This window comes from Providencia rettgeri, from assembly GCF_023205015.1.
Classification (GTDB): domain Bacteria; phylum Pseudomonadota; class Gammaproteobacteria; order Enterobacterales; family Enterobacteriaceae; genus Providencia; species Providencia rettgeri_E.
Genome location: NZ_CP096258.1, coordinates 4,288,600 through 4,303,419, shown reverse-complemented (window position 1 = coordinate 4,303,419; position 14,820 = coordinate 4,288,600). Strand labels below are relative to the sequence as shown.

General features: G+C 43.1%; 9 protein-coding genes. 5 read left to right on the top strand and 4 right to left on the bottom strand.

Annotation, left to right across the window (positions count from 1 at the left end; all coding sequences use genetic code 11):
* The first annotated feature begins 9 nt into the window (after window positions 1-9).
* Together M0M83_RS19775 and ppc are read left to right on the top strand one after the other, a co-directional pair.
* Window positions 10-2,451 carry a bifunctional aspartate kinase/homoserine dehydrogenase II gene (locus M0M83_RS19775; RefSeq protein WP_248467229.1) on the top strand — a complete coding sequence of 814 codons (2,442 nt, stop codon included), beginning with the start codon at window positions 10-12 and terminating at the stop codon, window positions 2,449-2,451.
* Window positions 2,452-2,854: 403 nt separating this feature from the next.
* Entirely contained in the window at window positions 2,855-5,494 is a 2,640-nt protein-coding gene (ppc, locus tag M0M83_RS19770) for a phosphoenolpyruvate carboxylase (protein ID WP_248467228.1), read from the top strand.
* 68 nt (window positions 5,495-5,562) lie between these two features.
* Here the strand turns inward: ppc and gadC are convergent, their stop codons facing one another.
* From gadC to argE, 4 genes are all read right to left on the bottom strand, one after another.
* The gene (gene gadC, locus M0M83_RS19765; RefSeq protein WP_125893468.1) at window positions 5,563-7,116 is read right to left on the bottom strand and encodes a glutamate:gamma-aminobutyrate antiporter; all 1,554 of its coding nucleotides are present in this window, start codon (window positions 7,114-7,116) and stop codon (window positions 5,563-5,565) included.
* Between the two features lie 112 nt (window positions 7,117-7,228).
* Window positions 7,229-8,629 (bottom strand): glutamate decarboxylase, encoded by a 1,401-nt coding sequence (locus M0M83_RS19760; protein ID WP_125893466.1) that lies wholly within the window; start codon window positions 8,627-8,629, stop codon window positions 7,229-7,231.
* 705 nt (window positions 8,630-9,334) lie between these two features.
* A complete protein-coding gene (gene metF / locus M0M83_RS19755; RefSeq protein ID WP_110731562.1) occupies window positions 9,335-10,219 on the bottom strand; it encodes a methylenetetrahydrofolate reductase in 885 nt (294 codons plus the stop codon).
* Between the two features lie 228 nt (window positions 10,220-10,447).
* On the bottom strand, window positions 10,448-11,602 hold the full coding sequence (gene argE / locus M0M83_RS19750; protein ID WP_125893462.1) for an acetylornithine deacetylase: 1,155 nt from the start codon (window positions 11,600-11,602) through the stop codon (window positions 10,448-10,450).
* 102 nt (window positions 11,603-11,704) lie between these two features.
* Between argE and argC the strand changes: the two genes are divergently transcribed.
* From argC to M0M83_RS19735, 3 genes are read left to right on the top strand one after another with little or no spacing between them, the layout of a single operon-like run.
* Window positions 11,705-12,709 carry an N-acetyl-gamma-glutamyl-phosphate reductase gene (gene argC / locus M0M83_RS19745; protein ID WP_213914536.1) on the top strand — a complete coding sequence of 335 codons (1,005 nt, stop codon included), beginning with the start codon at window positions 11,705-11,707 and terminating at the stop codon, window positions 12,707-12,709.
* A gap of 12 nt (window positions 12,710-12,721) precedes the next feature.
* Window positions 12,722-13,498 (top strand): acetylglutamate kinase, encoded by a 777-nt coding sequence (gene argB, locus M0M83_RS19740; protein WP_248467227.1) that lies wholly within the window; start codon window positions 12,722-12,724, stop codon window positions 13,496-13,498.
* A gap of 44 nt (window positions 13,499-13,542) precedes the next feature.
* Window positions 13,543-14,763 (top strand): argininosuccinate synthase, encoded by a 1,221-nt coding sequence (locus tag M0M83_RS19735; protein ID WP_125893456.1) that lies wholly within the window; start codon window positions 13,543-13,545, stop codon window positions 14,761-14,763.
* Window positions 14,764-14,820 lie beyond the last annotated feature (57 nt).

Below are 14,820 nucleotides of genomic sequence, written 5' to 3'. Positions count from 1 at the left end.
AGTTTTTTGATGAGTGTACTAACAGCGGTTGAGGTGGCTCCTTGCCACCGCCAGTTACATAAGTTTGGGGGCAGCAGTTTAGCCGATGCAAAGTGCTATCAACGCGTTGCAACAATTATGGCAAACTATAGCCAACCCGGTGATTTAATGGTGGTTTCTGCCGCGGGTAGTACAACCAATCAGTTGATTAATTGGTTGAAATTAAGCCAAAGTGACCGTATTTCAGCTCATCAAGCTCAACAGTCATTACGCTGTTATCAACTTGATTTAATTGAATCTCTTTTGCCCGAACAGAAAGCCATAGAATTAAGCCAATTATTTATTCACGATTTAGAGCGTTTAAGCGCATTGCTGGATCAACCCACAAATGATGCGACTTATGCAGAATTGGTCGGCCATGGTGAAATTTGGTCTGCGCGTCTCATGGCTGAAGTGCTTGCACAGGCAGGTATGATGAGCGCTTGGTTAGATGCACGCTTATTTTTACGCGCTGAACGCGCGGCCCAACCACAGGTTGATGAAATCCAATCACGCTATTTATTGCAACAGCAGTTAACTCAGTTACCGAACAGACGTATTGTCGTGACAGGCTTTATTTCGCGTAATCAGCAAGGTGAAACAGTACTGCTTGGGCGTAATGGGAGTGACTATTCTGCAACACAAGTTGGCGCGTTGGCTGGTGTTGAAAAAGTCACGATTTGGAGTGATGTTGCTGGGGTATATAGCGCGGACCCTCGCAAGGTGAAAGATGCCTGTTTGTTACCCTTATTGCGCCTAGATGAGGCCAGTGAATTAGCACGTTTGGCGGCACCTGTTTTACACACACGCACTTTACAGCCTGTTTCCGTGAGCAATATTGATTTGCAATTAAGGTGCAGCTATCAGCCTGAACAAGGTTCAACAAAAATTGAGCGGGTACTTGCGTCAGGTGCAGGAGCAAAAATTGTCACTAGCCATGATGATGTGTGCTTAATCGAATTGCACATCGCTACAGGGCGTGACTTTAAACAAATTTGTAAAGATGTGGACTTATTACTTAAACGTGCTCAATTACGTCCTTTGGCTCGCGGTATTCATCATGATCGTTCTTTACTGCAATTATGTTATACCTCCGAAATTGTCGAAAGTGCCTTAAATGCTCTTGAAGAAGCCGGTTTGCCGGGGGCATTATCACTACGAGAAGGTTTTTCTCTGGTGGCATTAGTCGGTGCGGGGGTGTGTAAAAAACCGTTACATAGCCACCGTTTTTATGAGGAACTGAAAGGGCAACCGGTTGAATTTATTTGGCACTCAGAAGACGCTATCAGTTTAGTGGCGGTATTGCGCTCTAACCAAACGGAACACCTCATTAAAGGTATGCATCAGAGCTTATTCCGTGCAGAAAAACGCATTGGTTTAGTGCTATTTGGTAAAGGAAATATTGGCGCGCGTTGGCTAGAGCTTTTTGATGCGGAACAACACAAGATTTCGGCACGTAGTGACTTTGATTTTGTCTTAGCAGGCGTAGTAGACAGCCGCCGTAGCTTACTGAATTACCAAGGGATTGACCCAAGTCGTGCACTGGCTTTCTTTGATGATGAAGCGGTAGAACATGAGGATGATAACCTATTTTTATGGATGCGTTCCCACCCTTATGATGATCTCGTGGTGTTAGATGTCACCGCAAGTGAAACACTGGCCGATAACTATGTTGATTTTGCGAGTTATGGTTTTCATGTGATCAGCGCAAATAAAATCGCAGGTGCAGCGCAAACGGCACAGTATCGTCAAATTCGCGATGCATTTTCAAAAACAGGCCGCCATTGGTTATATAACGCGACAGTAGGGGCTGGGTTACCGATTAACTATACGGTTAGGGACTTAAAAGAAAGCGGTGATTCTATCCTGAGTATCAGTGGTATTTTTTCGGGAACCTTATCATGGCTATTTTTACAGTTTGACGGCTCCATTCCATTTAGTGAGCTAGTAGAGCAAGCTTGGCAGCAAGGGTTAACTGAACCAGACCCACGTATTGACCTATCGGGGCAAGATGTCATGCGGAAATTAATTATTTTAGCCCGTGAAGCGGGTTATGATATTGAGCCGGATGATGTGCGAGTTGAATCTTTAGTACCAAAGCAAGCACAAACGGGCTCCTTGGATGAGTTTTTCGAAAACAGTGCTGTTATTAATGAACAAATGCAGCAGCGCTTAGAAGCTGCGCAAGAACTCGGGCTAGTGTTACGTTATGTGGCGCGGTTTGATGCGGTAAAAGGTAAAGCAAAAGTGGGCGTGGAAGCCGTGAAACCGGAACATCCTCTGGCCTCATTATTACCCGGCGACAATGTGTTTGCTATCGAAAGTCGGTGGTATCGAGACAACCCATTAGTGATCCGTGGCCCTGGCGCTGGGCGTGATGTGACTGCGGGTGCTATTCAGTCTGATCTTAACCGACTCTCCCAACTTTTATAATCATTTTTCAATCGCATTGGTGTTCCCTATGGTATTGGGGGCATCAATGCATCATGAAAATTTTTAATTTATCCTTTCATTTTCTGTTTTTTATTCTGATGATTTAATTCTTAAACATTATTCATGTCTTAAAAGTGCTGAATCGACGATATATTGCGCTGAAACAATACTTAAATAAGAAAAATTAATAAAAATAAGACTGTAATTAAATTTCAGAAAAATCCCCCAAAGTCATTTTTTTCTGATATGAATATACACTGAAGGGTAAATTTAGCGGTTTGCATCACAAAACAACAACTCTAACGCAGCCGACTGAAATTTAGTTACAGGAAACAGGTAGCAGTCTGTTAACCGTGAACCGTGCGGGAATGCATTCTGCCAGAAGCACAAGGTCAGGAGTCTCATGAATCAGCAATATTCCGCAATGCGCAGTAATGTCAGTATGCTGGGTAAGCTACTCGGCGATACCATCAAGGAAGCTTTAGGTGAGGACATACTCGACAAAGTTGAGTCCATTCGTAAGCTTTCAAAATCTTCTCGTGCAGGTAATGAAGTTCAGCGCCAAAAGTTGCTGATGACATTACAAAATCTCTCTAATGATGAATTGCTACCCGTTGCAAGGGCTTTTAACCAATTCTTAAACCTGACAAACGTCGCGGAGCAATATCACAGCATTTCGCCTCATGGTGAAGCGGCAAGTAACCCTGTGGCACTAAAAAATCTGTTTAGCCGACTAAAAGGCAAAAATTTCTCTGATGGCGATATCCAAAAAGCGGTTGAACAGCTTTCAATTGAGCTGGTTTTAACGGCTCACCCAACGGAAATTGCCCGTCGTACATTGATCCATAAGTTGGTTGAGGTAAACAACTGTTTATCACAACTTGACCATGATGATATCGCGGATTACGAACGCAATAATATCATGCGTCGTTTACGCCAATTGGTGGCGCAATCATGGCACACCGATGAAATTCGTAAAATTCGCCCAACACCAATAGATGAGGCGAAATGGGGTTTTGCCGTTGTTGAAAACTCATTATGGGAAGGGGTTCCTGCTTTCTTACGTGAATTTAATGAGCAGTTGGAAGATTCTATTGGCGCAGTATTACCCGTTGAAGCCAATCCGATTCGCTTTACATCATGGATGGGGGGCGACCGTGACGGTAACCCAAACGTGACTGCGGATGTGACTCGCCAAGTTCTATTACTAAGTCGCTGGAAAGCGGCAGACTTATTCTTAAAAGATATTCAGGTGTTAGTTTCTGAGTTGTCGATGACAGAAGCAACGCCAGAACTGCGTGCGCTAGCAGGAGGAGATGATGTTGATGAACCTTATCGCCAAATTGCGAAAAATTTACGGAGCCAACTATTTTCGACGCTAGAGTATTTAGAGCACCGTGTTAAAGGTGAGCAAGTGCTGCCTCCCGCCGATTTATTAACAGATAACGCGCAATTGTGGGACCCGTTATACGCATGTTATCAGTCACTGATTGCCTGCAATATGAAAATTATTGCCAATGGTCAGCTCTTGGATACTTTACGTCGCATCCGTAGCTTTGGTTTACAGCTGGTACGCATTGATGTGCGCCAAGAAAGTACGCGTCATACAGAAGCCATTGCAGAGCTAACCCAGTATTTAGGGTTGGGTGATTACGCTCAGTGGTCAGAAGAAGAAAAACAACAGTTCTTACTGGCTGAGTTGCAATCTCTACGCCCACTGATCCCACAAGATTGGCAACCAAGTGCGGAAACTCAGGAAGTATTTGAAACGTGCCGAGTGATAGCAAAAGCCAAAAATGATTCTGTCGCGGCGTATGTGATTTCAATGGCGAAAGTCCCGTCAGATGTGTTGGCCGTTAAACTATTGCTAAAAGAGAATGGGGCGTCGGTCCGCTTACCAGTCGCGCCACTATTCGAAACACTGGAAGATTTAAATAATGCTGAAAGTGTGATGACAAAGCTGTTAAGCATTGAATGGTATCGCGAGCTTATCGATGATCGTCAAATGGTGATGATTGGTTACTCAGATTCAGCAAAAGATGCAGGGGTAATGGCAGCTTCATGGGCGCAGTATCGCGCACAAGATGCATTGATTAAGTTGTGCGAAAAAGAAGGCGTGACATTGACGCTATTCCACGGACGAGGCGGCACAATTGGCCGCGGTGGTGCGCCTGCGCATTCTGCATTACTTTCTCAACCACCTGGCAGCTTAAAAGGTGGCTTGCGTGTGACTGAGCAAGGGGAAATGATCCGCTTCAAGTTTGGTTTACCACAAGTGACCATCAGCAGCCTTGCGTTATACGCTAGTGCTATATTAGAAGCGAACCTTTTACCGCCACCAGAGCCAAAAGATGAGTGGAAGTCCGTGATGGATTCGCTATCTGATGTTTCTTGCGCGATGTACCGTGATTATGTGCGTGAGCAACCAGATTTTGTGCCTTATTTCCGTGCCGCGACGCCAGAATTAGAGCTTGGCAAGTTACCGCTTGGGTCACGCCCTGCAAAACGGCGTCCAACGGGGGGAGTGGAAACCTTGCGTGCTATTCCATGGATTTTTGCATGGACACAAAACCGCTTAATGTTACCTGCGTGGTTAGGTGCAGGTGCAGCGCTCAAACATGTGATTGAGCAAGAAGGTAAACAAGCGGTTCTTGATGAAATGTGGCAGCAGTGGCCATTCTTCAATACACGGATTGCGATGTTAGAAATGGTTTATGCAAAAGCGGACTTATGGCTAGCGGAATATTACGATCACCGTTTAGTCGAAAAACGGCTATGGCCATTGGGGCAAAAATTACGTGATCAGTTGTCTGAAGATATTAAAAGCGTATTGGCGGTTTCGAAAGACGAAGCGCTCATGGCAGATTTACCTTGGATAGCGGAATCTATTGCATTACGTAATGTTTATACGGATCCATTAAACGTCTTACAAGCAGAGCTTTTACACCGTTCTCGCCAACAAGAGCATTCAGACCCACGTGTTGAGCAAGCACTGATGGTGACGATAGCTGGTGTGGCTGCAGGAATGCGTAATACGGGTTAGTTTTCTTCATTTGAAAGTCATTACATAATTTAAGGGCTGCCATTTGGCAGCCCTTATCATTTTGCAGATCAATGCGAGTTGGATGAGCTATCATCTGGCTTATCATGATGGATCAAGTGATATGCAGAACGTGCTCGAGGGTGAATAAAGAAATGGTTAGTTGGCGCATTATGCGTTTTGATATGCACCATAGAGACATTAGTTTTCTTGCCTTGTTTGTTATGGAAAGCATAAATAACAAAGGGCAGTAAGAAAATAATCACAAAGCTAACCGCAAGTAACGTCACATAGGTGGTATTACTCGCACCATTCGGTAAAGAACTTGGTGGGAAGAATGAAATCACAAAGGCTAAAATAGAAACAATCAGGCCAACTAACGCAATGAGCACTTTAATGCCTTTACCCCCCGGTATATTGAAAACACGCTTTTTCTCGGGTTGTTTGCAAACTAACTGCATATAACCTAAAAATAGCATGAAATAGCTACATAAATAGATAACTACCGTTAAGGCTAGCGCAATAAGGAATGACATATTACCACCGCCCCCAGTATTGGTGAGGACGATAATCGCGACTGTTGTGATCAGCAACTGGGAAATCACCAGTGTGACCGGAACGCCATTTTTATTCACCTTGGCAAAGCTTTGCGGCAAAATGCCTTTCTGTGCCGCGACATACATACCGCGGGATGGCCCCACAATCCAAGAAGCAATCTCAGCCAGCACACCAAGTAATAATAATGCAGCAATAATTCTTACGGCCCATTCAAGGGAGGAATTAAAGTGTGTAACAAGCACATTGAATGTCTGTACCACGCCAGCAGATAAATTAATTTCACTGTTTGGGATCACAGCGGCTACCGATAACCCACCAATTGAACTTAAACAGATTGCCGCTATCATGAGTAAAAACATCGCAGCGGGGTAATCTCGGCCGGGGTTTTTCATCTCATTAACGTGAGTTGCTGAGGCTTCAACGCCCATATAGCTCAAAATAAAGGCGACAAATACCACGAGCGTGCCAATTTTGGTGAAATCAGGAATAAAGGTTTCGGTACTAATTTCAATGGCCAATGGAGAGCCGCTGACTAAATAACTGATTGCCAAAAAGACTAAAATCAGCGCTGGAAGTAAGATACCCGCAAAGAAACCGACTTTCGCAATGGTTGCCGTGTATTTGGTTCCACCAAACTGGGTGAAAGCCAATACCCAGAGAATAACAAGTGCGCCTATCGTTTTAGTGATTGGGTCTGTATTAAGTTCTGGCCAATTTAAAATATAAGAAAGCGCCCCTAAGACGAAATACAGCATAGGAATAAAGCCAATTGCTATTTGTAAATAACCAAATGAAATGGCGGCAAATCCCCAGCGTTCGCCTAATGTATTGGAAACCCACGCAAATACACCACCTTCCTCCCAACCTTCCACGGTCGCCATCTCTGCGGCACATAAGGCGACAGGAATAAACCACAATAATCCTCCCAATAGCAGAAAAAATACTAAACTAAAGCCGGATGTCGCAAATGTTGGATATTCATAAACGGCCATCACCATCGATGCAGTAATGGCGAAAAAGCCAAGTAATGTGAGCTGTTTTGCGGCTGGAGCTGTCGTTGTTGCCATACGAGTTCTCCTCAAATCGATAAACAATCTGCCTTTGCTGGGCGGATCTCAGTAGGAGCCAAAGAACCTAAGGCTCTTTGGCTCGTTAACAACACAATCATGAATAAAAGAATTAACTGTGATTAAAGCCGCCGCCTTCTTCTTCCGTTAGCGGGTTATTGACGGGGTGCTTATCGAAATACTCTAAGGTACGTTTGAAGTCATCAATGAGTAATGCGGCTAAATCTAAACTGACGCCATGACGTACTAGAATACGTTGAATAACAAGATCTTCACGGTTTGCTGGCATTGAATAGGCGGGAACTTGCCAGCCACGGCTACGCAGTTTGTCTGCGATATCATAGAGGGAATATTTGCTGGTGGTTGTGCCTTCTTTAAGTTTCCAGGCTAGTGCAGGGATACCCGTTTGGCTATTACCATCAAAAATCATTTCAAATGGCCCTAATTTTTCAATTTCACGGCTGAGGTATTGTGCAGTTGCATAGCAAGCGTTGTGGATTTTTGCATAGCCTTCGCGGCCTAGTCTCAAGAAATTATAATATTGAGCAATGATTTGACCGCCAGGGCGAGAGAAATTCAGTGCGAATGTTGGCATGTTACCGCCTAAATAATTCACATTAAAAATCAATTCTTCTGGAAGATCTTTTGCTTCACGCCAAACTACCCAGCCAGCGCCTAATGGGGCTAAACCAAATTTATGGCCTGACGCATTAATGGATTTTACCCGTGGTAAACGGAAATCCCATTCTAAGTCAGGAGCACAAAATGGGGCTAAGAACCCGCCACTCGCACCATCCACATGGATTGGAATATCCAGACCAGTCTCTTTTTGCAGTTTATCGAGCGCATCGTGTACGGCTTTGACAGGTTCATATTGGCAGGTAAATGTCACTCCTAACGTTGGCACGACACCAATGGTGTTTTCATCGACACGTTTGAGCACTTCTTCCGGGGTCATAATCAGGCGGTCGCCTTCCAGTGGGATCTCTCTGAGCTCAACATCGAAGTAACGGGCAAATTTGTGCCAACAGATTTGAACAGGGCCACAAATTAAGTTGGGTTTATCAGTCGGTTTCCCTTTAGCAGCTTGTTTTTTGCGCCATTGCCATTTTAACGCGAGCCCACCAAGCATTGCAGCCTCTGAGGAGCCGATGGTTGAACAACCAAGGGTATTTTCTGCATCGGGTGAATTCCATAAATCCGCTAACATGTGTACGCAGCGGTTTTCAATTTCAGCGGTTTGTGGGTATTCGTCTTTATCTATCATATTTTTATCGATAGATAAGTCCATCAAATCGCGAATTTCATCATCAACCCATGTCTGGCAGAATGTTGCTAAGTTTTGGCGTGAATTCCCATCTAACATTAATTCATCGCGTACTGCACTAAATACGTTACGTGGTGCTTGTTCTTTCAATGGAAATTTGGTTTTCGGTAATGATTTGGATAATTCTAATGATGCGTAGACATCATCTATTCCATTATATTTTGAATTTAATGCATTATTACTCATGTTTTAATTCCTCAATGACCATGTGGTAATTAAATACTATTAATCTTGAGCTCAATATTAAATATACGCTGACTTTTTTATAAATTCAAAAGGGATTAAATAAAAAAGATAATTCAATTAAAATTGTCAAAATTAGAAAGTAATAACGGAGTGAATGGTGGTTTGTCATCATTTTGGTTGTAGATAATATTATCGACAGTGGCTTTTGTTTTCAGTTAGATGTCAAAAATAGCAGTATTTAACTAAACTATCACATATATGTGGTTTTTATTTCTGTTAATTTGGTTTTTTAGGAGTTTTAATTTGATGATTGTTGGGTGTAAATTATTGGGTAATAAATAAATACTTATGGGAATATAATATTTCATTAATGTTAAATATTATGCTTAAAATTTAATTTTTATTTCTCTTGTATTCAAAAATAATTTATATCATTAGCTATTAAATGTGTTTACTACATAAGTGTCGATTTTAAAATATAAAAGATAATAACATGAGTTATATTGTGGAAATAAAATTCAGGAGTATCATTAATTTTTATATTACATCGAGATATTTTCCATATAGACAAGGTTTCTTTTGTAAAAAAGAGAATAGTCAATTTCAGTTAATGGATATTTTCTATGTCTGGAAAAATGGCGGATATTTATAAATATAGAAAAAATAGCCGGGAGATGGGACAAAAGTATGCCCCATCCTGTTAAATTAAGGCCTAACGCCTAAAGTATGGCAGATAGCATAGGTGAGCTCAGAACGGTTCAATGTATAAAAGTGGAAATCTTTTACGCCTTCACGGCTAAGAATTTTAACCATGTCCATGGCAATAGAGGCCCCGACAAGGTTGCGGCTTTCAGGGTCGTTATCTAGCCCTTCATACATTTTACTCATCCATGCCGGAATGCGCACATTAGTGAGTTTGGCGAAGCGCTCAAGTTGACGAAAGTTAGAAACTGGTAAGATCCCCGGTACAATTTCCACATCAATACCAGTCGCAACACAGCGGTCACGAAAACGTAAATAGCTTTCAACATCAAAGAAAAATTGAGTAATTGCACGGTTAGCGCCCGCATCAATCTTCTTTTTTAAACTAATTAAATCAGCTTGCGCACTTTTGGCTTCGGGGTGAACTTCAGGGTAGGCTGCGACAGAAATATCAAAATCCGCTTCGCCTTTTAATAGCTCAACTAAATCAACCGCATACATATCCGGTTTACGGCTGTTGTCAGGTAAATCACCCCGCAGTGCCACAATATGGCGAATACCATTATTCCAGTAGTCACGAGCAATCGCCTTTAGTTCATCAGGGCTTGCATCAATACAAGTTAGGTGAGGAGCTGCAATCAAACCGGTTTTATCTTTAATATCTTTGATGATGCTGTGTGTTCTGTCGCGTTCGCCGGAATTCGCACCATAAGTCACAGAGACAAATTTAGGTTTCAGGTTTTTGAGTCGATCGATGGATTTCCACAGTGTCTGCTCCATCTCTTCACTGCGAGGTGGGAAAAATTCAAATGAAACATTAATTTGGCCGTCTAACTCAGCTAAATTTTGATTTAGCGCTTCGCGCTGATTCGCGTGAAAAAAACTCATACCCTGTAACCTCGCAATTTGCAGACTAACTATTTTTGTACGTTATTATATCCATTTGTGCGTCTATACGTTTAGACGTCTAAAATAAAATTACCAGAACGGCATCAATAGTCAATACTTAAATGAAATTATGACGCTGAGATTTTTTCAAAGGGAACAGGAAAATAATTCATGACAAAAAACGCGGCTCTAATTTAGTGCCGCGTTTTTAATAGGAAAAAGATCGAGTTACTCAGTAAAACAGAAGTGCTCAATCATTTGGCTAATTAATTGGCGAGTAGGCTCAATAAAGCGCATATCAATGAATTCATCCGGTTGATGTGCTTGCTCAATAGAACCAGGGCCAAGAACCAACGTTGGGCAGAGCTCTTGGATAAACGGTGCTTCAGTACAGTAATTCACAGTATCCGCTTTTTGCCCTAACAATTGCTCAATGACTGCAACCATCTTGTGGTCTGTTGGGCATTCATAGCCAGGGATCGGCGGATGCATGGATTCAACCGTCAAGCGCCCCGGCCAACGGGCACTAACCGGCTCAAGAGCTTCATTAAGTAGTTCATCTAAGTCTTGCAAAGTTAGCCCCGGCAGCGGGCGAATATCCATATGTAATTCACAACAACCACAAATTCGGTTAGCAGCATCACCACCATGAATATGACCAAAGTTCATCGTCGGGTAGGGAATGACAAATGCAGGGTTGTTAAATCGTTCTTTCAATGTATTTCTCAGTGTCATTAAATGAGAAATTGATTCATGCATTAATTCAATCGCATTGACACCCCGCTCAGGATCACTGGAATGACCTGATTGCCCGGTAATGCGGATAGCATTTGATAAATGCCCTTTGTGTGCGCGGATCGGTTGCAACGATGTTGGTTCGCCAATAATGGCAAAATCTGGTCTTAATGCTGTACTGGCTGCAAAATAACGCGCACCAGCCATCGATGTTTCTTCATCTGCTGTGGCTAATATATGCAGTGGGCGTTTGAGCTGCGTTAAATCCATATCGCGTAACGCATCAACAATAAAAGCAAAAAAGCCTTTCATGTCTGCGGTTCCGAGCCCATATAACTTACCGTCATGCTCTGTCAGTTCAAACGGGTTTTTGCTCCAACGTCCATCATCAAAGGGGACGGTGTCAGTATGACCGCATAGCATCAGCCCACCATTTCCTTCGCCAATGGAAGCAAGCAAATTATATTTATCACGTGTTTCCGGCACAGGTTGAATGTTGACCGAAAAACCTAACGTTTCTAGCCACCCACCGAGAAGTTCAACAAGGGCTTTATTGCTCTGGTCCAAATGAGAATCAGTCGCACTAATCGACGGAATGGCAATTAATTGACGATAAATCTCAATAAATGCAGGTAATTTAATATTCACTGTTGACAGCCTTTATCCATAATAGTATCAATATTCATGCACTTTATTTGAATAAAAATACACATTAAACTGTTTGGGTCACGAGTACAAGGTAGAAAGCATATGTTGAACACACTCATTATCGGGGCCAGTGGCTATACTGGAGCAGAATTGGCCGCTTATTTGCAACGCCATCCTGAAGTTAATCTTCAAGGGCTGATGGTATCGAAGCAAAGTGCCGATGCAAATAAACGTTTTTCTGATTTACATCCTCAGTATAAAGGTATCATTGACCTTCCTGTCCTGCCATTAACAGATGTGGCAGAAGCGGCAAAAGGAATTGATGTTGTCTTTCTCGCCACAGCACATGAAGTGAGCCACGACATCGCGCCTCAGTTTCTCAAGGCAGGGTGTATTGTGTTCGATTTATCGGGTGCGTATCGTGTTCAAGATCCCGCCTTCTATACGCAATACTATGGCTTTGAACATACAAATACTGAATGGCTAATGCAAGCAGTTTACGGTTTAGCGGAATGGCAGGCCGATAAAATTCGTCAAGCGCAGTTGATTGCGGTTCCAGGGTGTTACCCAACGGTTTCCCAATTAGCCCTTAAACCACTGATTGAAGCAGATTTACTGGATGAAGCGATGTGGCCAGTGATTAATGCCACCAGCGGTGTTTCCGGTGCAGGCCGTAAAGCCTCGATGACCAACAGCTTTTGTGAAGTGAGTTTGCAGCCTTATGGCATCTTTACTCATCGCCATCAGCCAGAAATTGCGACTCATTTAGGTCGAGAGGTTATTTTTACTCCCCATTTAGGCAATTTCTCTCGGGGCATTCTTGCCACGATTACATGCAAAGTAAAAACGGGTGTGACGGCAGAAAAAATCACACAAACGTTTAACGATGCCTATCAAAATAAACCGTTAGTGCGGCTATATGAAAAAGGTGTTCCTGCATTGAAATCGGTAGTAGGGACACCGTTTTGTGATATTGGCTATGTATTGAATGGTGAACACCTGATTTTAGTCGGTACAGAAGATAACCTACTCAAAGGTGCGGCAGCACAAGCCGTTCAGTGCATGAATATTCGTTTTGGTTTTAATGAAACTCAGTCATTACTTTAATAAGGACAACCCATGCAACCCTTAGTCATTAAACTGGGCGGTGTGTTACTTGATAGCGTTGAAGCGCTGGAAAAATTGTTTACAGCAATCCAAACCTATCGCCAAGCCCATCAACGTGAGTTGGTGATTGTGCATGGCGGTGGCTGTTTAGTTGATGAATTGATGCAAAAACTGCAATTACCTGTCGTTAAAAAGCAGGGGTTACGAGTCACACCTGCAGACCAAATCGATATCATTACAGGGGCATTAGCAGGTACGGCGAATAAAACATTATTGGCATGGGCAACAAAGTATCAACTTCCGGCTGTAGGGCTTTCTCTCGGTGATGGTCAAAGTGCCACAGTGACACAATTAAATGAAGAATTAGGCCATGTCGGTAATGCTAAACCAGGCGATTCGAAGTTATTGAAATTATTGTTGGGGGCGGGTTATTTACCCATTATCAGCTCTATTGGTATCACCTCTGGCGGTGAGCTGATGAACGTAAATGCGGATCAAGCCGCAACCGCTATCGCCCAAGCATTAAACGCAGATCTCGTTTTACTGTCGGATGTAAGCGGTATTTTGGATGGTAAAGGTCAAAAAATTGACGAAATGACGACACAAAAAGCGCAAATGCTCATTGAGCAGGGAATTATTACTGATGGAATGATTGTGAAGGTCAATGCGGCATTAGACGCGGCGGCGGCTTTGCAACGTTCTGTTGATATTGCAAGCTGGCGTCATGCAGAACAACTTCCCGAGCTGTTCAATGGAACAGCGATTGGAACTCGGATCTTGGCATCATAAATGAGCCATGGAATAACCATATTAATTGAGCGGATAGGTACGTTATGAAAAAGGGCATTAAAAAGATTGTATTAGCATATTCAGGCGGTCTGGATACATCAGCAATTATTCCATGGCTAAAAGAAAACTATGATGATTGCGAAGTCGTAGCCTTCGTTGCGGATGTAGGGCAAGATCGTGAAGACTTAGTGGGCGTAGAGAAAAAAGCTCTGCAATCAGGTGCATCTGAATGCTATGTAGTTGATTTACGTGAAGAGTTCATCAAAGAGTATATCTACCCTGTATTAAAAACGGGGGCATTATATGAAGGTAGCTATTTATTAGGTACGTCAATGGCTCGCCCTATCATCGCGAAAGCACAAGTAGAAATTGCACTGAAAGTGGGCGCGGATGCTGTTGCTCATGGTGCAACGGGTAAAGGGAATGACCAAGTCCGTTTCGAAAGCACTTATACGGCTCTAGCTCCACAGTTACAAGTGGTGGCACCGTGGCGTGAGTGGGATTTACGTTCCCGTGAAGCGCTGCTCGATTATCTGAAAGAGCGTAATATTCCAACAACAGCTAGTCTTGAAAAAATCTATAGCCGTGATGAAAACGCATGGCACATTTCTACTGAAGGTGGCGTTTTAGAAAGCACATGGAATGCGGCGAATCAAGATTGCTGGGTATGGACTGTCGACCCGCAAGATGCACCAGATGAAGCTGAATTAGTGACTGTTGGTGTCAAACATGGCGAAGTTGTTTCGGTAAATGGCCAAGCATTGTCTCCACTCGGTTGTTTAGAAACATTAAACACCTTAGGTGCAAAACACGGAGTAGGCCGTATCGATATCGTTGAAAACCGTTTAGTGGGGATGAAATCTCGTGGTTGCTATGAAACCCCGGGAGGCACCATCATGATGGCGGCACTGCGTGGTATTGAACAACTGGTGCTTGACCGTGACAGCTACAAATGGCGTGAGCAACTCGGCTTAGAAATGTCATATGTGGTTTATGATGGCCGTTGGTTTGCCCCATTACGTCAATCACTGCAAGCTGCTGCTGAATCATTAGCGCAAGATGTGACAGGTGAAGTTGTTCTGAAATTATATAAAGGGCAAGTAACTGCAATCCAGAAAAAAGCAGATAAGAGCCTGTATTCAGAAGAATTTGCGACGTTTGGTGAAGATGAAGTTTATGACCACAGTCATGCTGGTGGGTTTATTCGTCTTTATTCACTTTCTTCACGTATCCGTGCGCTGAAAGAACAAAACAAAGCGAAATAAATCAAATAGTAGTCTCCCGGCAGCCAAGGCCGCTGCCGGGGTTAAAAACTTATTTTA

Coding starts and splice junctions, on each gene's coding strand:
- M0M83_RS19775 (WP_248467229.1), top strand. CDS start 10: ATGAGTGTACTAACAGCGGTTGAGGTGGCTCCTTGCCACCGCCAGTTA.
- ppc (WP_248467228.1), top strand. CDS start 2,855: ATGAATCAGCAATATTCCGCAATGCGCAGTAATGTCAGTATGCTGGGT.
- gadC (WP_125893468.1), bottom strand. CDS start 7,116: ATGGCAACAACGACAGCTCCAGCCGCAAAACAGCTCACATTACTTGGC.
- M0M83_RS19760 (WP_125893466.1), bottom strand. CDS start 8,629: ATGAGTAATAATGCATTAAATTCAAAATATAATGGAATAGATGATGTC.
- metF (WP_110731562.1), bottom strand. CDS start 10,219: ATGAGTTTTTTTCACGCGAATCAGCGCGAAGCGCTAAATCAAAATTTA.
- argC (WP_213914536.1), top strand. CDS start 11,705: ATGTTGAACACACTCATTATCGGGGCCAGTGGCTATACTGGAGCAGAA.
- argB (WP_248467227.1), top strand. CDS start 12,722: ATGCAACCCTTAGTCATTAAACTGGGCGGTGTGTTACTTGATAGCGTT.
- M0M83_RS19735 (WP_125893456.1), top strand. CDS start 13,543: ATGAAAAAGGGCATTAAAAAGATTGTATTAGCATATTCAGGCGGTCTG.